Genomic DNA, 21823 nt, shown 5'->3' on the forward strand with positions numbered 1-21823 from the left:
TTAAAACACCCAGAGCTTATCGGCCGGCATGTGCAGCCAGTACTTGCCCGCGTCGAGCTTGTGGCGCGAATACGCGCGCAGGCTGATGTTCTCGGCGCCGCCGCGCTCGAACAGGCATTCCCAGCGGTCGCCCAGGTACATGCAGGTCAGCAGCGGCAGCTCGATGGCGTTGTCCACCTGCGTGGCGCTGATCTTCACTTCCTCGACGCGTATCATGGTCGTCACTTCCGTGCCCACGTTGGCGCCGCGCGCCACGCCCTGCATGGAGGCGCCGTCGACCAGCAGGCGCACCTGCTTGCCCTCGCGCTGCACCACCTTGCCGGGCAGACGGTTATTACTGCCCATGAATTCGGCCGTAAACAGGGTGTCCGGCGTTTCATACATGCTTTGCGGCGTGCCCTGCTGCTCGATCTTGCCGTTATTGAGCAGCAGGATGCGGTCGGAAATGGCCATCGCCTCGCCCTGGTCATGCGTCACCATCAGCGCGGACAGGCCCAGGCGCACGATCAGTTCACGCAGGAAGGCGCGCGCTTCTTCGCGCAGCTTGGCGTCCAGGTTCGACAGCGGTTCGTCGAGCAGAATCACGGGCGGGTTGTACACCAGCGCACGGGCGATCGCCACGCGCTGCTGCTGGCCGCCGGACAGCTGATGCGGATAGCGTTCGCCCAAGTGCCCCAGGCCCAGCTGCGTCAGCACTTCCTTGATGCGCGCGGCGATCTCCGTGCTGCCCATCTTGCGCAATTTGAGGCCATAGGCGACGTTGTCGAACACGGTCTTGTGCGGCCACAGCGCGTACGACTGGAACACCAGGCCCAGGTTGCGGTGCTCGGCCGGCATCTCGAAATGCTGCGCGCCGTCGAAGACATTGCGCTCGCCGATCTGGATCGTGCCCGCCTTCGGGCTTTCCAGTCCCGCCACAGCGCGCAGCAAGGTGGTCTTGCCGCTGCCCGAAGGCCCCAGCAGGGCGACCACTTCGCCTTTTTGCAGGTGCATCGAGACACCCTTCAGTATCTGGTTGGCGGCAGCGCCCGTGCCATAGTCCAGGTGCAGTTCATTGACGGTCAATTCATTCATGATGTGGTCTCATTTTCTAATTAGTTATGCAACTTCACGCCGAAGCGCAGCGCGATGCCCAGGCCGATGGCCACCAGGGTGATATTGATGAACGACAGCGCCGCCACCAGGTCGGTCGAGCCGCCTGCCCACAGCGATACCAGCATGGCGCCGATCACTTCCGTGCCCGGCGAGAGCAGGTACACGCCCGTCGAATATTCGCGCTCGAAGATCAGGAACACCATCAGCCAGGCGCCCAGCAAGCCGTATTTGATCAGCGGCAGGGTCACGTCGCGCGTCACCTGGCCGCGGCTGGCGCCAACGGCGCGCGCCGCCTCTTCCAGCTCCGGCCCCACCTGCAGCAGCGCCGTGGAAATGAGGCGCATGCCGTAGGCCATCCACACCACCGAATACGCGAGCCACAGGGCGAAGATGGTCGAGCGCACTTCGCGCAGCACGGGGATCACATGGCCGCTCAGCCACAGGGCCACGCCGTTATCCATGCCTTTCAAGATGCCGTCGAGCCAGGCCGGCACGAACAGGAACACCCACAGGAACGACAGGCCGGCCAAGAGGCCCGGCACGGCGCGCGGCACCAGCACGCTGTAATCGAGCAGGCGCGTGATGCCGTCCTGCTTGCGGTGCATGGCCAGCGCGATGAAGCTGTAGCAGCCGACGGCCAGCGCGCCGCCGACGACGCCGATCAGGATGGTGTTGACGATGCCGCGCACCAGCGACGGCTGGTCGAAAATGTCGCGGAAATGCTGCAAGGTCAAGACGTCGGCCAGGTGCACGCCCTCGCCCCAATACTGCACGAAGGAGCGCAGCACGATACCCGTCAACGGCAGGATGATGGTGAAGATCAGCCAGCCCGCCAGCAAAGCGAACGCCAGCCACTTCCAGCGGCCCAGCGGCATGGCCTTGCTGCGCGCGCCCTTGCCCTTGATCGACACATATTTGTTGGCGGATTTGAGCAGCCAGCGCTGTATCATCACCAGCGGCATGGTCACCATCACCAGGCAGACGGCGACGGCGGCCATCAGGTGATACGACGGCGTACCGAGCTTGTTCGTCAGCTTGTACAGATAGGTCGGCAGCACCAGGTGGCCTTCCGGATCGCCGAGCACCAGCACCAGGCCGAACACTTCGAAGCCGAGGAAAAATACCAGCACGCCCGCATACGCCAGGGCCGGCATGATCATCGGCAGCGACACATTGAGCATCACCTGGATCGGCGAGGCGCCGGCCACGCGGGCCGCTTCCTCGACGTCCGAACCCAGGCTTTTCAGGGCCGACGAAGCGTACAGATAGACGTGCGGCACGTGCGTCAGGCCGGCGATGATGACGATGCTGGTGAAGGAATAAATATTCCACGGCACGAAGCCGAGCAGCTCCTTGGCCCAGATCGAATAGAAGCCCACGGGCCCCATCGAGACGACGTAGCCAAAGCCCATCACCATCGGCGACACAAAGATCGGCACCAGCAGCATCGGGGCCACCCAGCCGCGGCCAGGCAGGTCCGTGCGCACCATCAAAAAGGCCAGCATGCCGCCCAGCGGCACGGCGATCACGGTCAGACCGAAGGCCAGCATCAGGCCATTCTTGAAGGCCATGGCGAAATCGGGATCATCGAAGATGAAACGGTAGGAATCAAAGCCAAATTCGCGCACGGGCATGAAAAACGGCGCGTTCAAAAAGCTCTGGTAAAAAATCAGGAACAGCGGCAGGAAGATGGCGACCAGCGTGATCGCCACGACCACGCCGCGCGGCCAGTTCAGGCGCGACAAGGGAGAGCGCGACCGTGCAGGCAGCGGCAAGATAGCAGTTTGCATGATGAATCCAATGAATGAAGGGTGCGGCGTGCGCCCGCAAGCCAGGCTCGCGGGCGGCCAAGACGGCATTGGCTATTTTTACTTCTTGCCGGCGGTCTCTTTCCACTGCTTCAGGAACGCCATGCGCTTGGCAGGTCCCAGAAATTGCAGGATGATCGGATGCACGGGAATCGGCTTGACGTTGGCCGCGCCGATTTCCTTGATCAGTTCCGCCGATGTCGTTTCGCCCGTGACGTCGGCGCGGATGGCGAACAGCTTGGCGCCGTTGGCGATGATGGTCTGGCCGCGGTGCGACAGGATGTAATCGAGCCACAGCTTGCTGGCGTTGACGTTCTTCGCATTCTTGTTGATGAACTGCACGCGCGACAGGATCAAGGTGTAATCCTTGGGCAGCACCACGCCGATCGACGGATCGGTCTTGGCGCGCACCAGGGCGTAGGAGCCGAGCACGTTGTAGCCGATCAGGTTTTCACCGGACGAGATGCGCTCCATCATGGTGCCCGTCGACGACTGCACGCGCACCTTGGCCGTGCCGAACGCGTTTTGCAGCGCCAGGAACTGCGGATATTCCTTCGCATCCTGCGCCATGAACATGAAGCCGACACCCGACTTTTCGATATCGTAGGTGGTGACCTTGTCCTTGAATTTCGGCGTGGCGATCAGCTTGACGAAGTCGTCGTGATTCTTCGGCACTTCCTTCGGATCGAGCAAACGCTTGTTGTAGACGATGGCGGCCGGCTCGAACGTGGTGCCGTAGGCCTGATCGTCCCACATGGCCCAGCCGGGGATCTTCGCCGCTTCGACCGACTTGTATTTCAGGGCGTAGCCGTCGGAGGCCAGGCGCATCTGCAAGTCCATCGCCGACGACCACATCACGTCGGCCGTATTGCCGCCGGCGGCCACTTCGGAAATGAAGCGGTTGTACACTTCCGTCGAATTCATGTCGTTGTATTCGACCGAGATGCCCGGATACAGCGCGCTGAAATCCTTGATCAGGGGCGCGGCGGCCTTGCTGTCGGTGGCGCTGTAGATCACCACCTTGCCTTCCTTCTTGGCCGCGTCGATGATCTTCTGGTAGTCGGCCGGATAACCTGCCGGCACCTGGGCGAAGGCGGCGCCGGTGGTACCCGCGAAAGCGGCTGCCAGGGCGATGGCGAGTATGGTCTTGGTTTGCATGGTTTGTCTCCGTCTGTGATTGTTGTATGGTTTGCTATTGGCTTCAGCGCATCAGGCCCAGTTCGGCGGCCTGCCTGGAATAGCGTTCGACCGCCTGGTTCACGTACTGCGTCAATTTGTCTCCCGTCAGCGCGAACGGATACATGCCCGCCTGCGTGCGCCACTGGGCAAACTGCGGCGTGGCCATGGCGCGTTCAAAACTGGCCACCCAGCGCTGGTAATCCGCTTCCGGCACCTGTGGCCCCATCCACACGCCGCGGATGATGGGCCACACCACATCGATGCCCTGCTCGCGCGCCGTCGGTACGCCGGCCAGCACGCCGGGCAGGCGCTTTTCCGACAGCACCGCCAGCACGCGCGCATGGCTGTCGCCCGCATTCAGGGTCGCTTCCGAGGTGTCGCCCGACATCACCTGCACGTAATCGGCCTGCATCGCCGTGAATATCTCGCCGCCGCCTTCCAGTGCCACGAAGCGCAGCACTTTCGGGTCGATGCCGGCCTTGCGCGCCACCAGCGCCATCTTCAGCCAGTCCTGGCTGCCGATGGTGCCGGACACGCCGATCAGCACCTTGTCGGGGTGGCGCTTGAGCGCGGCGATCAGGTCGGCCAGGGTCTTGTAGGGCGAGTCGCTACGCACGGCGATCATGCCGTAGTCGGCGCCCAGCGCCGCCACCCAGCGCACGTCGCCCGTCTTGGCGTTGCCAAACTTGCCTTGCGCCAGGTTCAGCAGCGAGCCGCCCGAAAACACCACCAGGGTGTTGGCTTCGGCACGCCGGCGCTGCGAGCCCATCGAACGCCACGCCACCGCGCCGATGCCGCCGGGCAGATAGCTGATGCGCACCGAGGACGCGAACGGCGCTGCCGCCGCCGGATCGGGCTGCAGCAGCCCTTTCTGCGCCAGCTTGCAGGTCAGGTCCATGGCGCCGCCCGGTTTGGACGGCACCACGCAATCGACTTCAGGCGCGGCGGCTGTTGCCGGCGCGGGCAGCAGCGCCGACAACAGCAGCAGCGACAGGAACGCGGTGCGCGGCATCGTCATGCCTTAGAAGCGGTGCTGGATGCCGGCGATCAGGCCGCGCTGCGTGTCGCCGAAACCGGCATCGTCACGCGACAGGCTGACCAGCTGGTTGTGCTTGGCCTTGGCATAGGCGCCGGCCACGTACAGGTCCGTGCGCTTGGACAGGGCATAACGCACGCGCGCCACGTACATGATCGGATCGGCATTGAGGCTCGCCGCCACGTTTTTCACGTCCTGGTAGTAGACCACGCCCGTCAGGGTGATGACCGGCGTGGTCTTGTAGCTGACGCCGCCCCAGTACAGAGTGCCGCGCACGTCGGCCTTGCCGGCTGCTGCCGGATCGAGCTTGTAGTCGCGCGCCGCCGCCTGCACTTTCCACGGGCCGTCGTCGTACATGGCGCCCAGGTGGTACACGGTGGTCTTGTCGCGCGCGCCGCCGGCGATGGCATTGCCGTTCACCTGTTCATACGTGGCCAGCAGGCTGACGGGACCCGTCTTGTAGGTAACGGCCGTCGACAGCTTGGCGCTGTCTGAGCTGCCCGTCGACTGTTCGCCGAAGCCGTACGATGCGCCGTAGCTGAAGTCGCCCGTCTTGCCCGAGTACTTGACCATGTTGTCGAAGGCCGTCGTCATGCCATACTTGCTCGGACCCGTCGCGTTGGCCGAGGTGGCCCACGAATAGAACGGCGCATAGGCCATCGGATCGAATGGCAGCACGAAGTCGTACACGGTGGTGAACGAGCGTCCCAGCACGACGCGGCCAAATGCGCCTTCCAGGCCCACGTTGGCCTGGCGCTTGAACAGCGCGCCGTCGGCCGCGCCCGTGTCGACCAGGATGCCGCCTTCCAGATTGAAGACGGCTTTCAGGCCGCCGCCCAGATCTTCGCTGCCCAGGATGCCCCAGCGCGAGGTGTTCATGCCACCCGAACTGACTTGCGTCATCGAGCTTTTGTTCGGACCGGCGTTGCTGGTGTTGCTGATGCCGGCGTCCAGGCGGCCGTAGAGGGTGACGTTCGACTGGGCGTGGGCGCTGCCAGCGGCGGCGAGTACCGCCATGGCGGCCAGCGAGAATGCAGTTTTCTTCATGTAGAGTGTCTCCCTTAGATATAGTTATTAGTGATATGCCTGATCAATTTCATGAATCAGGATCACACTATATGATCGTGATCCTTTCAATTCGCTTTCAGACTGACAGGTGTCGCCGGCCAGCCACAGGCAATACCAACAAATTCATTGCGGCCCCTGTCGGCGGCGTGCCGAGAGGCTTACACTGCACCAATTCAAACGAATGGCGGAGACCATGCGCATATTATTAGTGGAAGACCATCTGGAGCTGTCGCACTGGCTGGCAAAGGCCCTGCGCGACGCGCACCTGACGGTGGAGACCGCCCACAACGGCGCCGATGCCGACGCCCTGCTGCATACGCAGGAATATTCCCTGGTGCTGCTCGACCTTTCCCTGCCGAAGATGGATGGCCTGGACGTGCTGCGCCGCCTGCGCGCACGCGGCGGCACGCGCGGCAAGACTCCCGTCATGATACTCACGGCGCGCGGCGGCCTCGATGACAAGGTGCAGGGCCTGAACCTGGGCGCGGACGACTACATGGCCAAGCCGTTCGAACTGGCCGAACTGGAAGCGCGCGTGAAAGCCCTGCTGCGCCGCAGCCAGGGCAACGAAGCGCTCGTGCACACCTGCGGCGCCCTCAGTTTCGACACCGTCACGCGCATGTTCAGCTATGCCGGCGCCCCTTTTCCCCTGACGCCGCGCGAACACGCCGTGCTCGAAGCGCTGATCACGCGCTCGGGACGCGCCGTCTCGAAGGAAAAGCTGTTCGACGAAGTCTTCGCGCTGGCCGACGACGCCAACCTGGACGCCATCGAACTGTATATCCACCGCGTGCGCAAGAAACTGGAAAACGGCGTGGAAAGCGGTTCGCCCGACGGCGCCGTCATCACCACCCTGCGCGGCATCGGCTACCTGCTGCAGCCGCGCAGCGCGATGGCGCCCGCCGCCTCAAAATGACCGTGCGCGCCCCCAGCCGGCCCCTGTTCGAGCGCCTGCGCCGGCGCTGGGCGCAGGGCCGGCCGCTGGGCAGCCTGCGCAGCCAGCTGCTGCGCTGGCTGCTCATCCCGCTGGTCATGCTGGTGCTGCTCGATGCCGTTTTTGTCTACCGCAACGCGCTCGACGCGGCCGACATGGCCTACGACCGTTCCTTGCTGGCGTCGACGCGGGCGCTGGCCGAGCGCGTCTCCATCGTCAACGGCAAGGTCGTGGCCGAAGTGCCCTATGTGGCGCTCGACAGCTTCGAGACCGATACCCTGGGCCGCATCTACTACAAGGTCACGGGCATCAACGGCGAACTGGTGTCGGGCTACGGCGACTTGCCGCCCGTGCCGAAAAACGTGCCCCGTTCGCAGAATTATCCGGCACTGGTGCGCTTCTACCACGCCGACTACCACGGCAAGCCGATCCGCATCGCCGCCCTGCTGCAGCCCGTGTACGACGACTCGATGCGCGGCATCGCCCTGATCCAGGTGGCCGAAACGCTAGATGCGCGGCGCGGCCTGTCGAACCAGATCCTGTTCGACACCCTGATCTGGCAGGCGGCGATGGTGCTGGTGATGGGCGCCCTCGTGTGGTTTGCCGTGCGCCTGGTGCTGCGCCCGCTGATGCGCTTGAAAATGGAAGTCGAGACGCGCACCCTGTCCGACCTGTCCGACGTCGATCCCGCGCTGGTGCACAAGGAAATGCGTCCGCTGGTGAGCGCCATGAACGGTTCCATGTCGCGCCTGCAGCAGCTGATCGCCAGCCAGCGCCGCTTCATCGCCGACGCCTCGCACCAGCTGCGCACGCCGTTGACGGTGCTGAAAACCCAGGCCGAACTGGCCATGCGCGAGTGCGACCGCCAGGCGGGTGCGCCGCCGGACATCGCCGCCCTGCGCGACATCGTGCGCTCGATCGCCGTCACCACCGATTCGACCGTGCTGCTGGCCAACCGCCTCCTGACCCTGGCGCGCATCGAGCATGGCGGCGAAAACCTGGCGATGGACACCGTCGCGCTGCGCGATGTGGCGCAGCAGGTGGGACTGGAAATGGCCATGGCCGCCGTCGCCAAAAATATCGACCTGTCGCTGGAAGCGCCCGACGAAGCGCCCGTGCATGGCCAGGCGCTGCTGCTGCACGAACTGGTCGCCAACCTGGTCGACAACGCCCTGCGCTACACGCCACAGGGCGGCAGCGTGATCCTGCGCGTGCGCGCGGGCGGTCATGGAAACGAAACGGTGCTGGAAGTGGAAGACAGCGGCGCCGGCATCCCGCCGGCCGAGCGCGAACGCGTGTTCACGCCGTTTTACCGCGTCGGCGCGGCGCTCGAGAGCAACCCCGGCGGCGCGGGACTGGGCCTGGCCATCGTGCGCGACATCGCCGCCCTGCATGGCGCCAGGCTGGAACTGGCGACGGCGACCAATGGGCACGGCTTGAAAGTCAGCGTGCATTTCAGCGGCGCCGCATGAGGCGCCAGACAGATATGTCTTCGATATTGAATGTTGCATCAAAACAACAAGTACATTATTTGTAATATTTTTTAAATAATTGCCTTACATAAACATATTCATCCCTATACAATTCGGTTCCCATTAAGCGGCGAGACAGTCTCTCCGCATTAATTATCTAGGATTAATATGAAAAAGCAATTGTTTGCAGTAGTTGTTGGCGCCGCCCTGGCATTCCCATTGTTCGCCCAAGCTGAAGGCGCTTACGTCGGCGTTAACGTCGGCCGTTCCGAATTGAAAGCATCGGACGAATTTGATTCGATCAAAAAAAGCGACACCGGCTACAAAGCTTACGCTGGCTATGACTTTACGCAAAACTTCGGCGCGGAAGCTGGCTATGTCGACTTCGGCAAACTGACAGAGAAATTTGACGGCGGAAAAATGGAAGTGAAAAGCCATGCATTCTACGTCGCCGCCACCGGCACCCTGCCACTGAACGAACAGTTCTCGCTGTTCGCCAAGGCTGGCGTATCGCAGAACCGCACCAAAGCCACCGTCAGCGAACTCAATTTCAGCGAGAGCGTGTCGAAAAACAAAACTTCCGCCCTGTTTGGTATCGGTGCTGCTTACAACATCAATAAAAACCTGTCGGCTGTTGCGGAATACGAAAACTTCGGCAAAGTAGCAAACGAAGATGGCTCCAAAGTGAAAGCTGACCTGCTGTCGATCGGCCTGCGTTACAAGTTCTAATTCACGCTTGCGCGAATGAATCTCCTGCCGATGTAATGGCGGATAAGAAACCGGCTGCACTGAACTGACCCCACATAGTTGGACGGTTTAGTTTGCTAGGTTGCTCAGGGCTGAGTTCTGTATTGCACGGGACTCAGCCCTTTTAGCTTGAGCTTGATGCGGTCGTGATTATAGTAGTGGATGTACTTTTTGATGCCGCGTTGTAGTTCATCGACGCTGCCGAACTTGTTCAGATAGAAGAACTCTGTCTTGAGCACAGCGAAGAAGCTTTCCATGGCCGCGTTGTCAAGACAGTTCCCTTTACGCGACATGCTCTGCACCACTTTTTTTTCTTGCAAGGCACGCTGATAAGCCGGCATTCGGTATTGCCAGCCTTGATCCGAATGCACGATGGGCCTCTCATCGTGCTTGAGCTTTTTCAAAGCCTTCCTGAGCATGCTGCCAACCAATGCGAACTCTGGATGCCTTGAGGTCTCAAATGCAATGATTTCGCCGTTGTACAAATCCATGACCGGCGAGAGTTACAGTTTCTCGCCGCGCACCTTGAACTCCGTCACATCGGTCACCCATTTTTGATTGGCGCCATTGGCCTCGAAGCATCGCTTCAGGATATGCGGCGCTGCTTGTCCGACCTCTCCTTTGTACGACCGATACTTTTTGGGCCGCACCAGCGACTTGAGGCCGAGTTTGCGCATCAGGCTTTGAACGGTCTTGTGGTTGACCTTCTCGCCCAATTGTCTGATGGCCAAAGTGATGCGCCGGTAGCCATACCGCCCCTTGTGGCGAGCATAGATGGCAGCGATCTGCTTCTTCAGTCCTGCATATTTGTCACATGCCTGGGCCGCTTTCTGCTGATAATAGAAGGTACTGCGTGGCATGCCAGCGAGCTCAAGCAATGCGCGCAACGGGAAATACTGCCTTAGCTCAGTAACTACTTGCGTTTTTTGCGCATTGTCGTACTCTGCCGCTTCTGCGCTTGAGCTAAGGCTTCTAACTTTTTTAGGTAAGCTACCTCCATGCGCAATTGGTTGACCTCAGCGACCAATTCGTCGTGGGTGCGTTCCGCGGGATCCGGAAGGGATTCGGACGGCTCTGTAGGTGGTGGTAAGGGCATTTGCTTGGGCTTTCCACGTGTGCGTGGCATCAGGGCTTCTAGACCACCGCTATGATAGCAGCGCTCCCAATGACGGATGATGCCGCGATTGCGGATATTGAATACGGCGGCGACCTGCCAGCAAGACAAATCAGCGGACCACATATGCTGCAACACAGAGAGCTTGAACGCTGCACTGTAATGGCTGCACTTTTTTACCAGACCGTCAATGCCATGCGCTGCATGCAATTTAATCCACAATCTCACAGTTGAATGATGAAGATTGTGCTTGTCGGCAATCTGTTTATACCCCGCAGAACCGGACAAATATTGCTCGATAATGCTGAGCTTAAATTGCTCACTGTACTTCGACATGAAAAACCCCAAAAGTTGGTGTCCAACTTTTGGGGTTCAGTTCAGCACAGCCGGTTTTTTTATGGGCGAATGGCGTGCAGGCGGCATGGATGCTAAGATCGCGCCCTGAGATTTTAAGAAGGCACCTTGCCATGATGACCAAAGACGACGTAACCGAACTGTTTGCCAATATCGCCGAGAACGCGCCGTGGGATTTGTCCCAGCCGCTGCTGTGGGGCTATTACTTCACCAACCCGACGTCCGAGCCGCTGGAACAGGCCGCCACCTTGCTGGCGCTGCAGGGCTACCGCCCCGTGGAACTGTACCAGCCGGAACTCGACGATCCGGCGGCACCGCCCGTGTGGGTGCTGCACGTGGAAAAGGCCGAAGTGCACGGCGTCGACAGCCTGCATGCGCGCAATGGCGAACTGATGGCATTTGCGCAGGACAACCAGCTGGCCAGCTATGACGGCATGGACGTGGGCCCCGTCGGTGCGGCGGCGTAATCCGACGACATTACGCATAAAAAAACGGCGCCCGCGGGCGCCGTTTTGCATGGATCGCTGAAAACGTTTAGCTGAGGTTTTCCAGGCGGATCTTGGTGACCGTGCCCACCACGCTGTTCAACGCTTCCATCTTCTCGATGGCGGCCGTGACGTTCTTTTCCTGCGTCTGGTGCGTCAGCATGATGATGTCCGTATGCGTCTCGCCCTCGGCCGGCTCTTTTTGCAGCATGGCGTCGATCGAGATGCCGCGTTCGGCCAGGATGCGCGTCAGGTCGGCCAGCACTCCCGGCTGGTCGGCCACATGCATGCGCAGGTAGTAGCTGGTGGTGATTTCCGACATCGGCAGGATTTCGATGTTGGTCATCGCGTTCGGCTGGAACGCCAGGTGCGGCACGCGGTGTTCCGGGTCGGCCGTGGCCAGGCGCGTGATGTCGACCAGGTCGGCGATCACCGACGAGGCGGTCGGCTCGGCACCGGCGCCGCGGCCCGAATACAGGCTGGCGCCGACGGCGTCGCCATGCACCAGCACCGCGTTCATCGCGCCTTCCACGTTGGCGATCAGGCGCTTGGCCGGAATCAGGGTCGGATGCACGCGCAGCTCGATGCCTTCCACGCCATTGACGGTGGCGCGCTTGGTGATGCCCAGCAGCTTGATGCGGTAGCCCAGCTGCTCGGCGTAGCGGATGTCGACGGCATTGAGGTTGCTGATGCCTTCCACGTAGGCCTTGTCGAACTGCACCGGAATGCCGAAAGCGATGGCCGACATGATGGTGGCCTTGTGCGCGGCGTCGACGCCTTCGATGTCGAAGGTGGGGTCGGCTTCCGCGTAACCGAGTTCCTGCGCCTGTTTCAGCACGGTGGCGAAATCGAGGCCCTTGTCGCGCATCTCGGACAGGATGAAATTGGTGGTGCCGTTGATGATGCCGGCGATCCATTCGATGCGGTTGGCCGTCAAGCCTTCGCGCAGCGCCTTGATGATGGGGATGCCGCCGGCGACGGCCGCCTCGAAGGCCACCATCACGCCCTTGTCCTGGGCGGCGGCGAAGATTTCGTTGCCGTGCACGGCCAGCAGCGCCTTGTTGGCCGTCACCACGTGCTTGCCGTTGGCGATGGCCTGCATCACCAGGGTTTTCGACAGGTCGTAGCCGCCGATCAGTTCGACGACGATGTCGATCTCGGGATCGTTGACGATCAGGTAAGGGTCATTGACGACCTTGCAGCCGCCGGCGACGAGCGCTTCGGCGCGCGCCACGTCGCGCACGGCGACGGCGACGACGTCAATGCCGCGGCCCGCGCGGCGCTTGATTTCTTCCTGGTTGCGTTTCAGGACGCTGAACGTGCCGTAACCGACGTTGCCCAGGCCCAGTAGGCCGATCTTGATGGATTTCATAGTTGTGCTTGACTGCTCATAAGTGGCGCCCCCTTGGGCGGCGCCAGGTTGATCGAGATTGCTGCTGCTGGCTTTCAGCCCCGGCCGTGACGCTTGCGATAGCCTTCGAGGAAGCGCGCAATGCGCCCCATGGCCTCGGTCAGGTCATCGGAGTTGGGCAGGAAGACGACGCGGAAATGGTCGGGCGCGATCCAGTTGAAGCCCGTGCCCTGCACGATCAGGACCTTGGCTTCGGCCAGTAATTCATAGGCAAACTGCTGGTCGTCGGCGATCGGGTAGATCTCCGGGTCCAGGCGCGGGAACATGTACAGCGCGGCCTTCGGCTTGACACAGGTGACGCCGGGGATATCGGTCAGCAGCTTGTGCGCCAGGTCGCGCTGTTTCAACAGGCGCCCGCCGGGCCCCACCAGGTCTTGTATGCTCTGGTAGCCGCCTAGCGCCGTCTGGATGGCAAACTGCCCCGGCGCATTGGCGCATAGCCGCATCGAGGCCAGCATGTTGAGGCCCTCGATGTAATCTTTGGCGTGGCGCTTTTCGCCCGAAACCACCATCCAGCCGGAACGGTAGCCGCAGGAGCGGTAATTCTTCGACAGGCCGTTCATGGTAATGAACAGCACGTCGTCGGCCAGCGAGGCGATCGACACGTGCTCGGCTTCGTCGTACAGCACCTTGTCGTAGATCTCGTCGGCGAAAATAATCAGTTGGTGCTGGCGCGCCAGTTCGACGATCTGCAGCAGCACGGAAACCGGATACAGCGCGCCCGTCGGATTGTTCGGGTTGATGACGACGATCGCCTTGGTCTGCGGCGTGATCTTGCGGCGCATGTCCTCGATGTCCGGATACCACTCGTTCTGCTCGTCGCACACATAATGCACGGGATTGCCGCCCGACAGGCTGACGGCGGCCGTCCACAACGGATAATCGGGCGCCGGCACCAGCACTTCGTCGCCACTGTTGAGCAAGGCGTTCATCGACATGACGATCAGTTCGGAAGCGCCATTGCCCAGGTAAATATCATCGATGGTCACGCCGGCGATATTCTTGCCCTGCGTGTAGTGCATGACGGCCTTGCGCGGCGCGAACATGCCTTTCGAATCCGTATAGCCGGCCGCGTTCTGCAGATTGAGCATCATGTCGCGCACGATCTCGTCGGGCGGATCGAAGCCGAATACGGCCAGATTGCCGATATTGAGCTTGGTGATCTTGTGGCCTTCTTCTTCCATTTGCCTGGATTTTTCCAGGACCGGGCCGCGGATGTCGTAGCAGACGTCCGCCAATTTATTCGATTTCTGAATCGGTCGCAAAATAAATCCCTGTCGTGATGCGGCGCGGAGACTTGAGCTTGCAGCGTGGCCGCCGCGCCAGAACTATGAACCCGTGAAACTGCGATGCGAAAGACTGCAAGGCGAAAACAACCATTCTCGCCGAAAACAGGCCATTTTATCAAATTAAACATGGCGAACTGCAGCATTTGACGCCGATTCTGCCACGCCGGCGCAGCCGGACGACTATCGGGCGGGCGCCATCTTCATCTTCCCTTAATCTTGCAGCATTACCATGGCGCCAGCATGCAGCGCCACTGTGGTGCCGAACATTGCAATTTGGAAAGGATGTTGCTTTTCAGTCGCTCTTTTCTGTCATTTATGGCATGCTTACGCCCTTGGCCGCGGCACCCAGTTTGGCCGCGCGCGTACCGATCAACCGACACGACCAGCCCCGATATCGCCATGAAACTCCACGCCAGCAGCACCCAACAATACCAGACTGTCACCGGCTATGACGAAAACGGCGTCGAGATCAATGCCCAGCCGTACAACTACAGCCTGATCGTCATGCCGGAAACGCCGCCACGCGCGTGGGAAGTGGACAGTTTCGAACAATTGAACGAGGCGCATTTCGCGCAAATCCTGGCCGATGCGCCCGACGTGGTCATCCTCGGCACGGGCGAGCGCCAGCGCTTCGTGCACCCGAAGCTGACGGCCGCGCTGACCATGCGCCGCATCGGCGTCGAATGCATGGATAGCCAGGCTGCCTGCCGCACCTACAACATCCTCATGGGCGAGGGCCGCAAAGTCACCCTGGCACTGATCCTGGCCCCGGCCGCAGGCAAGGCTGCATGAAAATCAATGTCAACGAACTGCACTCGTCGCGGGTGCTGATGTGGTCCCTGCTGGGCATCTTCATCGTCGTCACCCTGTATGCGCTGGGCGTGCGCACCCTGGTGCCGCCCGACGAGGGCCGCTACGCCGAGATGGCGCGCGAGATGTTCGTCACGGGCGACTGGATCACCACGCGCCTGAACGGCATCAAGTACTTTGAAAAGCCGCCGCTGCAAACGTGGATGAATGCGCTGACCTTCGCCGCCTTCGGCCTGGGCGAGTGGCAGGCGCGCCTGTGGACTGGCCTGTGCGGCATCATCGGCGTGTGCATGACGGCGTACGCGGGCAAAAAGGTCTTCGGCCCGCGCGTGGGCCTGTATGCGGGCCTGGTGCTGGCGTCGAGCCTGTTCTGGCTCGCTTCCGGCCAGATCAATTCGCTGGACATGAGCCTGTCGGGCATGATGACCCTGACCCTGGGCAGCCTGCTGATCGCCCAGCGCGACGACGCCACGGCGACGGAGCGGCGCAACTGGATGCTGGCCTGCTGGGCCGCCATGGCGCTGGCCGTGCTGGCCAAGGGCCTGATCGGCATCGTCCTGCCGGGCGCCGTGCTGGTGCTGTATTCGCTGTGTGCGCGCGACTGGCGCATCTGGACGCGTCTGCACCTGGTCAAGGGCTTGCTGGTGTTCTTTGCCATCGCCACGCCGTGGTTCGTGCTGGTCGCCCTGCGCAATCCGGAGCAGCCGCATTTCTTCTTCATCCACGAGCATTTCCAGCGCTTCCTGATGAAGGGCCACAAGCGCGAAGGCGCCTGGTACTACTTCCTCGTGCTGCTCATTCCCGGCATCTTGCCATGGATAGGCCTGCTGCCGCAAAGCCTGGCCGCCGCCTTCCAGCGCCAGGAAGGCGCCTTCCAGCCCCGTTTGATGCTGCTGGTCTGGGCCGTCTTCATTTTCTTCTTCTTCAGCTATTCGACCTCGAAGCTGCCCGGCTATATCGTGCCCATCTTCCCGGCGCTGGCATTGCTGGTGGCGCTGTACCTGGAATCGGCGTCGCGCCGCCAGCGCCTGTTCGCCGCCGGCCTGCTGTGCGTGCTGGGCGCGGCCATCCTGATCGGCGGACCGATCGCGTTCAGCAAGGCCAGCGCGCGCGATCCGGCAGCATTGATCGCATTGAAAGGCTACCAGCCATGGCTGATGGCGGCCGGCTTCTTCGCCCTGGCCGGCGGCGCCCTGGCCTTGCTGCATGCGCGCCAGCTGCGCCGCGACATGACGGTGCTGACGATCGCCGGCGCCGGCTTCCTGGCCACGCACTGCATCCTGGCCGGCTCCGAACTGTATGGCCAGAACCGCGCAGGCACCGACATGCTGCCGCAGATCCAGGCCGAACTGACGGCCGATACCAAGCTCTATTCGGTCGGCATCTACGAACAGTCGCTGACCTATTATCTGCAGCGGCCCGTGATCCTCGTCGATTACTGGGATGAATTCACGTTTGGCCTGAAACAGCAGCCGGAACTGTCGATCCCGAACATCGAGCCTTTCATCACGCAATGGACGAACGATGCCAACGCCGGCGTGCGCGACATGGCCATTATCAGCCTGGGCCGCTACAAGGAATTGCAACAACGTGGCGTACCCATGCGTGTCATTGCCGAGGACGCGCGCCGCATGGTCATTGCCAACAAATAATGTTTAACTGGGGCGCGAGGCAGCACGGATCGCGCCCCCGGCCAGCTTGCCCCGCCCCCGCATCGGCATGATTTTTTCACCGCTGAACCGGCTGCGCCGCCATACTGACGATATAAAATAGCCATGCCTGCCGGCCGCTTTTCACCGTACGGCAGCCTCGGCAACACAGATACCCTGACACCATACCGACTCAAGAACCGCGCCCCATGACCTCTACCCTGCCCTTTTTGCCTTTTTCCAAACCCACCATCGATGAGGCGACCATCGCCGCCGTCGGCGAGGTGCTGCGCTCGGGCTGGATCACCAGCGGCCCGAAAGTGCAGGCATTCGAAGCCCAGCTGTCCGAGTATTTCGGCGGGCGTCCCGTGCGCACCTTCAATTCGGGCACGTGCACCATGGAAATCGCGCTGCGCATCGCCGGCATTGGCCCCGGCGACGAAGTCATCACCACGCCCGTGTCGTGGGTCGCGACGGCCAACGTCATCATCGAAGTGGGCGCCACGCCCGTGTTCGCCGACATCGACCCCGTCACCCGGAATATCGACCTCGACAAGCTGGAAGCGGCCATCACCCCGCGTACGAAAGCCATCATCCCCGTTTACCTGTCCGGCCTGCCCGTCGACATGGACCGCCTGTACGCGATTGCTGAAAAGTACAATTTAAGGGTCGTGGAAGACGCGGCGCAGGCGTTCGGCTCCACCTGGAAAGGCAAGCGCATCGGCGCGTTTGGCGACTTCGTCTCGTTCAGCTTCCAGGCCAACAAGAACATCACCACGGGCGAAGGCGGCTGCCTCGTCCTGAACAACCTGGAAGAAGCGAAGCTGGCCGAGAAATACCGGCTGCAGGGTGTCACCCGCAGCGGCGTGGACGGCATCGACGTCGACGTGCTGGGCGGCAAATACAACATGAGCGACATCATGGCCGCCATCGGCCTGGGCCAGTTCGCCAATATCGACGCCATCACGGCCCACCGCCGCGCGCTGGCACGCCACTATTTCGCGCAGTTCGGCAGCGACTTCGAAGCACAGAGCGGCGCCCGGCTGCCCGTGCAGGACTTTGAAAACAGCAACTGGCATCTGTTCCAGATCATCCTGCCCGACAACGGCCCCGGCACGCGCGCCGCGTTCATGCAAGCCATGGCGCAGCAAAACGTGGGAACGGGCTATCATTACGCACCGATCCACCTGTTTACCATGTACCGCGAACGCGGCTTTACCGAGGGCATGTTCCCCGTCTCGGAACAGATCGGCCGCCTGACCGTGACCTTGCCGATGTTCTACGCCATGACGACACAGGACGTGGAACGCGCCGTCGCCACCGTCAAATCCATTCTCATCAAATGAGCAGCGCGCCGATGAAACCTGAACTGTCCGTAATCATTCCGATCTACAACGAGCAGGATGGCCTGGCCAGCCTGTTCGCCCGCCTGTATCCGGCCCTCGATGCCTTGCAGACGAGCTACGAGATCATCTTCATCAACGATGGCAGCCGCGACAACTCGGTGGCCATCCTGGCGGAACAGTTCCGCCAGCGCCCCGACGTCACGCGCGTGATCTTATTCAACGGCAATTATGGCCAGCACATGGCCATCCTGGCCGGTTTTGAAGCCTCGCGCGGGCAGATCATGGTCACGCTCGACGCCGACCTGCAGAACCCGCCCGAAGAAATCGGCAACCTGGTGGCGAAGATGCGCGAAGGTTACGATTACGTGGGCTCGATCCGGCGCAAGCGGCAAGATTCCGCCTGGCGCACCCTGGCCTCGAAGATGATGAACCGCCTGCGCGAACGCATCACCAACATCAAGATCACGGACCAGGGCAACATGCTGCGCGCGTACGGCCGCAATGTGATCGACCTGGTCAACCAGTGCGCCGAAGTGAACACCTTCGTGCCCGCCCTCGCCTACACGTTCGCCCGCAAGCCCACGGAAATCACCGTCGAGCACGAGGAAAGGGCCGCCGGCGAGTCGAAATATTCGCTGTACAGCCTGATCCGCCTCAATTTCGACCTCGTCACGGGCTTTTCGCTGATTCCCCTGCAAATCTTTTCCATGCTGGGCATGGCGATGTCGCTGGGCTCGGCGCTGCTGGTGGTCTTCCTGCTGGTACGCCGCTTCCTGCTGGGCGCGGAGGCCGAAGGCGTGTTCACCCTGTTCGCCATCGCCTTCTTCTTCATGGGCGTGATCCTGTTCGGCATCGGCCTGGTGGGCGAATACGTGGGACGCATCTTCCAGCAAGTGCGTGCCCGTCCCCGCTACGTGGTGCAAACCATCTTGCAGGATGGTATGGTCCAGGCGGAAGCCGAGGCGCCATCGTACGTGCGCCTGGAAAAGCGCCAGGTGAGCCGCTGATGGGCGCCCCGCGCGCCGTCGTCTTCGGCTACCACAATGTGGGCGTGCGCTGCATCAAGGTGCTGCTGGCCGGCGGCGTCGATATTGCCCTCGTCGTCACGCACGAAGACAGCCCCACGGAAAACCTGTGGTTCGAATCCGTCGCCAGCCTGTGCCAGGCCGAAGGCATCCCGTACATTACGCCTGCGGACGCGCGCGCGCCCGAGCTGCTGGCGCAGGTGCAGGCGGCCAGGCCGGACATGCTGTTCAGCTTTTACTACCGCCACATGCTGCCGGCCAGCATCCTGGAAGTCGCGCCCGCCTACAATATGCACGGCTCGCTGCTGCCGCAGTTCCGCGGCCGCGCGCCCGTCAACTGGGCCGTGCTGCATGGCGCCCCGCAAACGGGCGCCACCCTGCATGAAATGACGGTCAAGCCCGATGCCGGCGCCATCGTCGCGCAAACGGCCGTGCCCATCCTGCCCGACGACACGGCGTTCGAAGTGTTCGGCAAGGTCACGGTGGCGGCGGAGCAAACCTTGTGGAACGTGCTGCCAGCCTTGCTGGACGGCACGGCGCCGCGCCAGCTCAACGATCTGCGCCAGGGCGGCTACTTTGGCGGCCGCACGCCGGAAGACGGCCGCATCGACTGGAAGTTACCCGCGCAGCAGGTGTACAACCTGCACCGGGCCGTCGCCCCCCCCTATCCCGGCGCGTTCACCGAAGTCAACAATGTTATTTACACCATCGAAAAAGCCCGTTTAAGCAAGCATTCAGCAGGAAGTTTGCCACCAGGCTTGGCGGTAGTGGATAATTGCATCTTTGGCGTCTGCGGAGACGGCCGCATGCTGGCCATTTCCGCGCTGAGGGCTGCCGGGGAGCCGATTTCGGCTCAGCAATTGCAAGCAAGTCTGACCGCCCGCGTCAGCACACACTGATATCACTCAAGAGAATCTCATATGAAAAAAGTCCTCATCTTAGGCGTCAACGGTTTCATCGGCCACCACCTGTCCAAGCGCATCCTGGAAACCACCGACTGGCATGTCTACGGCATGGACATGAACACGGACCGCATCACGGAATTGCTGGAAGATGACAACTACAAGTCGCGCATGCACTTCTTCGAAGGCGACATCACGATCAACAAGGAATGGGTCGAGTACCACGTCAAGAAATGCGACGTGATCCTGCCGCTGGTGGCCATCGCCACGCCGTCGACCTACGTCAAGCAGCCGCTGCGCGTCTTCGAACTGGACTTCGAAGCCAACCTGCCTATCGTGCGCTCGGCCGCCAAGTACGGCAAGCACCTGGTCTTCCCGTCGACCTCGGAAGTGTATGGCATGTGCCATGACGAGGAATTCGATCCGGAAAACTCGGAACTGATCTGCGGCCCGATCAACAAGCCGCGCTGGATCTATTCGAACGCCAAGCAGCTGATGGACCGCGTGATCTGGGGCTACGGCATGGAAGGCTTGAACTTCACCCTGTTCCGTCCATTCAACTGGATCGGCGCGGGCCTGGACTCGATCCACACGCCAAAAGAAGGTTCCTCGCGCGTGGTGACGCAATTCTTCGGCCACATCGTGCGCGGCGAAAACATCTCGCTGGTCGACGGCGGCGCGCAGAAACGCGCGTTCACCTATATCGACGACGGCATCGATGCGCTGATCCGCATCATCGCCAACAAGAACGGCATCGCCAGCGGCAAGATCTACAACATTGGCAATCCGACCAATAACTACTCGATCCGCGACCTGGCCGGCATGATGCTGACCCTGGCTGCCGAATACCCGGAATACGCCGAAGGCGCGAAACACGTGAACATCGTGGAAACGACTTCGGGCGCCTACTACGGCGCCGGCTACCAGGACGTGCAGAACCGCGTGCCGAAAATCACGAATACCTGCGAAGAGCTGGGCTGGGCGCCGACCACCACCATGGCCGATTCCCTGCGCAATATTTTCGACGCCTACCGCAGCCAGGTAGCCCAAGCCAAAGCCCTGATGGATTAATGTTGAGCAAGCCGTTCCTGACCCTGAAAATCGACGTCGATACCTATCGCGGCACCCGTGAAGGCATGGGCAATCTGGTGCGCATGCTGGCCGCGCACCAGGCCAAGGCCACCTTTCTGTTCTCGCTGGGCCCCGACCACACGGGCTGGGCCCTGCGGCGCGCCTTGCGGCCCGGCTTTTTCAGCAAGGTGTCGCGCACGTCGGTGGTCGAGCACTACGGCTTGAAAACATTGATGTACGGCACCTTGCTGCCGGGACCCGATATCGGCAAGCAGTGCGCGGCGCAATTGCGCGCCGTGCGCGATGCCGGTTTCGAGTGCGGCATCCACACCTGGGATCACACCCTGTGGCAAGACAATGTGGCCAAGCGCAACGCCGCCTGGACCATTACCATGATGCGCAAGGCCGCCAACCGCTACGAACAGGTGTTCGGCAGCAAGCCGCACACGCACGGCGCGGCCGGCTGGCAAATGAATGTCAGCGCCTTTGTCGAGCACGACACGGCCGGCTACCGCTTTGCCTCCGATGGCCGCGCCATGCTCGACGCGCGCGGCGCAATGGTGCATCCGGGCAATGGCCCGCACCGCGTGCGCAATGGCAACACCATCCTGCGCTGCGTACAATTGCCCACCACCCTGCCCACCCTGGACGAACTGCTGGGCTGCGAAATCGACGGCAAGCTGATCACCACCGGCAATGTTGCCGCGCATATCCTGTCACTGACGGCGGACAACCCGCGCGATCATGTGTATACCTTGCATGCGGAACTTGAAGGACAGAAACTCGCCCCCATTTTCGAACAACTGCTGACTGGCTGGAAAGCCCAGGGCTACCAGTTTGCAGCGATGGGCGATTATTATGAAAAGATAAAAGATGCGGACTTGCCAATTTACCCCATCACCTGGGATGAGTTGCCCGGGCGTTCGGGACGCCTGATTGTGCAGGGCAAAGCGGCCTGAATGCTGTATTGTTGCACCTGGATGCGTTGCCAGATTAAAAACCAGCGCTGATGATCACCGTTCAGGAGA

18 protein-coding genes and 1 pseudogene are annotated in these 21823 nt (G+C 61.7%); 11 read left to right on the top strand and 8 right to left on the bottom strand.

Translation table 11 applies throughout. The features are described from left to right. The 5 genes from AC3RCG_RS21305 to AC3RCG_RS21325 form a co-directional block, all read right to left on the bottom strand. The gene (locus AC3RCG_RS21305) at positions 1-1074 is read right to left on the bottom strand and encodes an ABC transporter ATP-binding protein (RefSeq protein ID WP_492404726.1); all 1074 of its coding nucleotides are present in this window, start codon (positions 1072-1074) and stop codon (positions 1-3) included. A 20-nt stretch (positions 1075-1094) separates the two neighbouring features. After that, entirely contained in the window at positions 1095-2885 is a 1791-nt protein-coding gene (locus AC3RCG_RS21310) for an ABC transporter permease (protein ID WP_070219148.1), read from the bottom strand. A gap of 78 nt (positions 2886-2963) precedes the next feature. Further along, positions 2964-4061 carry an ABC transporter substrate-binding protein gene (locus AC3RCG_RS21315; RefSeq protein WP_070219147.1) on the bottom strand — a complete coding sequence of 366 codons (1098 nt, stop codon included), beginning with the start codon at positions 4059-4061 and terminating at the stop codon, positions 2964-2966. 43 nt (positions 4062-4104) lie between these two features. Continuing rightward, positions 4105-5100, bottom strand: coding sequence for a Bug family tripartite tricarboxylate transporter substrate binding protein (locus AC3RCG_RS21320; RefSeq protein ID WP_070219146.1), 996 nt, complete (start codon positions 5098-5100; stop codon positions 4105-4107). 3 nt (positions 5101-5103) lie between these two features. After that, positions 5104-6165: a porin gene (locus AC3RCG_RS21325; RefSeq protein ID WP_121670159.1), complete on the bottom strand. Its 1062-nt coding sequence runs from the start codon at positions 6163-6165 to the stop codon at positions 5104-5106. 214 nt (positions 6166-6379) lie between these two features. Here AC3RCG_RS21325 and AC3RCG_RS21330 point away from each other — a divergent pair, with 214 nt between their 5' ends. The 3 genes from AC3RCG_RS21330 to AC3RCG_RS21340 all read left to right on the top strand — a co-directional run bounded on the left by AC3RCG_RS21330 (position 6380) and on the right by AC3RCG_RS21340 (position 9321). After that, positions 6380-7102, top strand: coding sequence for a response regulator (locus AC3RCG_RS21330; protein WP_070219206.1), 723 nt, complete (start codon positions 6380-6382; stop codon positions 7100-7102). Beyond that, positions 7099-8592, top strand: a complete 1494-nt coding sequence (locus tag AC3RCG_RS21335; protein ID WP_240453423.1) for a sensor histidine kinase — start codon at positions 7099-7101, stop codon at positions 8590-8592. Before AC3RCG_RS21330 ends, AC3RCG_RS21335 begins: the two co-directional genes overlap by 4 nt. Before the next feature lie 168 nt (positions 8593-8760). Continuing rightward, the gene (locus tag AC3RCG_RS21340) at positions 8761-9321 is read left to right on the top strand and encodes an outer membrane beta-barrel protein (protein ID WP_070290554.1); all 561 of its coding nucleotides are present in this window, start codon (positions 8761-8763) and stop codon (positions 9319-9321) included. 104 nt (positions 9322-9425) lie between these two features. Here the strand turns inward: AC3RCG_RS21340 and AC3RCG_RS21345 are convergent. Then, positions 9426-10789 (bottom strand): annotated as a pseudogene (locus AC3RCG_RS21345) (IS3 family transposase). 131 nt (positions 10790-10920) lie between these two features. Between AC3RCG_RS21345 and AC3RCG_RS21350 the strand changes: the two are divergent. Beyond that, a complete protein-coding gene (locus tag AC3RCG_RS21350; RefSeq protein WP_121670160.1) occupies positions 10921-11274 on the top strand; it encodes a ribonuclease E inhibitor RraB in 354 nt (117 codons plus the stop codon). A 67-nt stretch (positions 11275-11341) separates the two neighbouring features. Here AC3RCG_RS21350 and AC3RCG_RS21355 read toward each other — a convergent pair whose 3' ends face one another. Further along, entirely contained in the window at positions 11342-12664 is a 1323-nt protein-coding gene (locus AC3RCG_RS21355; RefSeq protein WP_070311119.1) for a homoserine dehydrogenase, read from the bottom strand. Positions 12665-12738: 74 nt separating this feature from the next. Continuing rightward, complete coding sequence (locus AC3RCG_RS21360) at positions 12739-13968, bottom strand: pyridoxal phosphate-dependent aminotransferase (protein WP_034750427.1); 1230 nt, start codon at positions 13966-13968, stop codon at positions 12739-12741. A 423-nt stretch (positions 13969-14391) separates the two neighbouring features. Here AC3RCG_RS21360 and AC3RCG_RS21365 point away from each other — a divergent pair, with 423 nt between their 5' ends. The 7 genes from AC3RCG_RS21365 to AC3RCG_RS21395 all read left to right on the top strand — a co-directional run bounded on the left by AC3RCG_RS21365 (position 14392) and on the right by AC3RCG_RS21395 (position 21754). Continuing rightward, the gene (locus AC3RCG_RS21365; protein ID WP_070311121.1) at positions 14392-14784 is read left to right on the top strand and encodes an Mth938-like domain-containing protein; all 393 of its coding nucleotides are present in this window, start codon (positions 14392-14394) and stop codon (positions 14782-14784) included. Beyond that, a complete protein-coding gene (locus tag AC3RCG_RS21370) occupies positions 14781-16454 on the top strand; it encodes a glycosyltransferase family 39 protein (RefSeq protein ID WP_492402059.1) in 1674 nt (557 codons plus the stop codon). Before AC3RCG_RS21365 ends, AC3RCG_RS21370 begins: the two co-directional genes overlap by 4 nt. Before the next feature lie 206 nt (positions 16455-16660). Continuing rightward, positions 16661-17797, top strand: coding sequence for a DegT/DnrJ/EryC1/StrS family aminotransferase (locus AC3RCG_RS21375; RefSeq protein ID WP_070219138.1), 1137 nt, complete (start codon positions 16661-16663; stop codon positions 17795-17797). An 11-nt stretch (positions 17798-17808) separates the two neighbouring features. Then, entirely contained in the window at positions 17809-18804 is a 996-nt protein-coding gene (locus AC3RCG_RS21380) for a glycosyltransferase (RefSeq protein ID WP_070219204.1), read from the top strand. After that, on the top strand, positions 18804-19721 hold the full coding sequence (locus tag AC3RCG_RS21385) for a formyltransferase (RefSeq protein ID WP_070219137.1): 918 nt from the start codon (positions 18804-18806) through the stop codon (positions 19719-19721). Before AC3RCG_RS21380 ends, AC3RCG_RS21385 begins: the two co-directional genes overlap by 1 nt. 21 nt (positions 19722-19742) lie before the next feature. Next, positions 19743-20795, top strand: coding sequence for a bifunctional UDP-4-keto-pentose/UDP-xylose synthase (locus AC3RCG_RS21390; protein WP_070219136.1), 1053 nt, complete (start codon positions 19743-19745; stop codon positions 20793-20795). Beyond that, positions 20795-21754: a polysaccharide deacetylase family protein gene (locus tag AC3RCG_RS21395; RefSeq protein WP_492402056.1), complete on the top strand. Its 960-nt coding sequence runs from the start codon at positions 20795-20797 to the stop codon at positions 21752-21754. The genes AC3RCG_RS21390 and AC3RCG_RS21395 overlap by 1 nt, the downstream gene beginning before the upstream one ends. Positions 21755-21823 lie beyond the last annotated feature (69 nt).

Source organism: Janthinobacterium sp. GW823-FHT01H08 (assembly GCF_058797855.1).

What these genes read in the sequence shown, in the direction of transcription:
- AC3RCG_RS21305 (WP_492404726.1), bottom strand. Translation starts at nt 1,074, where the DNA reads ATGAATGAATTGACCGTCAATGAACTGCACCTGGACTATGGCACGGGC.
- AC3RCG_RS21310 (WP_070219148.1), bottom strand. Translation starts at nt 2,885, where the DNA reads ATGCAAACTGCTATCTTGCCGCTGCCTGCACGGTCGCGCTCTCCCTTG.
- AC3RCG_RS21315 (WP_070219147.1), bottom strand. Translation starts at nt 4,061, where the DNA reads ATGCAAACCAAGACCATACTCGCCATCGCCCTGGCAGCCGCTTTCGCG.
- AC3RCG_RS21320 (WP_070219146.1), bottom strand. Translation starts at nt 5,100, where the DNA reads ATGACGATGCCGCGCACCGCGTTCCTGTCGCTGCTGCTGTTGTCGGCG.
- AC3RCG_RS21325 (WP_121670159.1), bottom strand. Translation starts at nt 6,165, where the DNA reads ATGAAGAAAACTGCATTCTCGCTGGCCGCCATGGCGGTACTCGCCGCC.
- AC3RCG_RS21330 (WP_070219206.1), top strand. Translation starts at nt 6,380, where the DNA reads ATGCGCATATTATTAGTGGAAGACCATCTGGAGCTGTCGCACTGGCTG.
- AC3RCG_RS21335 (WP_240453423.1), top strand. Translation starts at nt 7,099, where the DNA reads ATGACCGTGCGCGCCCCCAGCCGGCCCCTGTTCGAGCGCCTGCGCCGG.
- AC3RCG_RS21340 (WP_070290554.1), top strand. Translation starts at nt 8,761, where the DNA reads ATGAAAAAGCAATTGTTTGCAGTAGTTGTTGGCGCCGCCCTGGCATTC.
- AC3RCG_RS21350 (WP_121670160.1), top strand. Translation starts at nt 10,921, where the DNA reads ATGATGACCAAAGACGACGTAACCGAACTGTTTGCCAATATCGCCGAG.
- AC3RCG_RS21355 (WP_070311119.1), bottom strand. Translation starts at nt 12,664, where the DNA reads ATGAAATCCATCAAGATCGGCCTACTGGGCCTGGGCAACGTCGGTTAC.
- AC3RCG_RS21365 (WP_070311121.1), top strand. Translation starts at nt 14,392, where the DNA reads ATGAAACTCCACGCCAGCAGCACCCAACAATACCAGACTGTCACCGGC.
- AC3RCG_RS21370 (WP_492402059.1), top strand. Translation starts at nt 14,781, where the DNA reads ATGAAAATCAATGTCAACGAACTGCACTCGTCGCGGGTGCTGATGTGG.
- AC3RCG_RS21375 (WP_070219138.1), top strand. Translation starts at nt 16,661, where the DNA reads ATGACCTCTACCCTGCCCTTTTTGCCTTTTTCCAAACCCACCATCGAT.
- AC3RCG_RS21380 (WP_070219204.1), top strand. Translation starts at nt 17,809, where the DNA reads ATGAAACCTGAACTGTCCGTAATCATTCCGATCTACAACGAGCAGGAT.
- AC3RCG_RS21385 (WP_070219137.1), top strand. Translation starts at nt 18,804, where the DNA reads ATGGGCGCCCCGCGCGCCGTCGTCTTCGGCTACCACAATGTGGGCGTG.
- AC3RCG_RS21390 (WP_070219136.1), top strand. Translation starts at nt 19,743, where the DNA reads ATGAAAAAAGTCCTCATCTTAGGCGTCAACGGTTTCATCGGCCACCAC.
- AC3RCG_RS21395 (WP_492402056.1), top strand. Translation starts at nt 20,795, where the DNA reads ATGTTGAGCAAGCCGTTCCTGACCCTGAAAATCGACGTCGATACCTAT.